This window comes from Sanguibacter massiliensis (genome assembly GCF_900240335.1).
GTDB classification, from domain to species: Bacteria; Actinomycetota; Actinomycetes; order Actinomycetales; family Cellulomonadaceae; genus Flavimobilis; species Flavimobilis massiliensis.
This window is the reverse complement of the sequence record NZ_LT964999.1, coordinates 1-837: the sequence shown is the minus strand read 5'-3', so window position 1 is coordinate 837 and position 837 is coordinate 1. Positions and strand designations below refer to the sequence as shown.

The 837-nt window shown below is 64.8% G+C and carries 1 protein-coding gene; it reads left to right on the top strand.

Features of this window, described 5'->3' with window-relative positions; all coding sequences use genetic code 11:
• Positions 1 to 219: 219 nt before the first annotated feature.
• Entirely contained in the window at positions 220 to 543 is a 324-nt protein-coding gene (locus tag C1729_RS14220) for an SRPBCC family protein (protein WP_129590790.1), read from the top strand.
• Positions 544 to 837: the final 294 nt, after the last annotated feature.

Genomic DNA, 837 nt, shown 5'->3' with positions numbered 1-837 from the left:
AGGAGAAACCTCCTCCAAGGGCGTCATCGTCGAGTCGAGAGGGGCTGCGAAATCGACTGACCTCCATCGATCACCCTGTCTCTCTCAACGTCGGTGGTGACCAGTAGCGTTGACGCCATGGTTAATCTTCGTGTGATCACGGCACGCTCACGCGTCGCTCCCGAGTACTTCCACGCACGCTGGTGCGACGTCGAGACGCACTCGGAGTGGGCGCCGGGCATGGAGTACATCCGTCTCGAGGGTCCGGTGGCTCGCGGCGTCGGTGGCGTTATGAAGACCCGAGACGGTGAGGAAACGCGGATGCTGGTCAGCGACCTCGTGCCGGGGCTCGCCTTCCAGGACACCGTCTACCTCGACGGCGGCACCTTGACCGTGCGCCACGAGTCGCACCGCGACGGTGCGGGGAGCCGATTGGAGCTGCACGGCCGTATCGAAGGGCCACGTGAGGCGGAGCTCGCCGCAGAACTTGCGGGGTTGGAGGACGTGCTCGCCGGAGATCTTGCGGGATTGATTGCGCTCGTGGAACGCGAGCAGGGAGAGTAGTCGCGCGGGCGTTTCCGTCGGAATCGCGAGTCGCTTGAGTCAGGGTTGGCTTTCGCCACCTGGATCGTCCCAATCCTCAGCGGTCCAGATCATGTGAGTCGCATCGCGCGACGGCAGGGCGAGGCATCAGGCCGGACAGTCGTGCGACCGGGGCGTCGATACGCCCGATGGTGACCGGCTTCGCGACCGCCGACTCCGGATTCTACTCCGATGACATCACGAGCAACGTCGCCGCCGTCCGTCGGGACCCACAAGCGCCAAACCCCGATGTGCGCACCGATTATTCACCAACCC

Bases quoted from the DNA above. Each gene is read 5' to 3' on its own strand.
- C1729_RS14220 (WP_129590790.1), top strand. From the start codon at position 220: ATGGAGTACATCCGTCTCGAGGGTCCGGTGGCTCGCGGCGTCGGTGGC.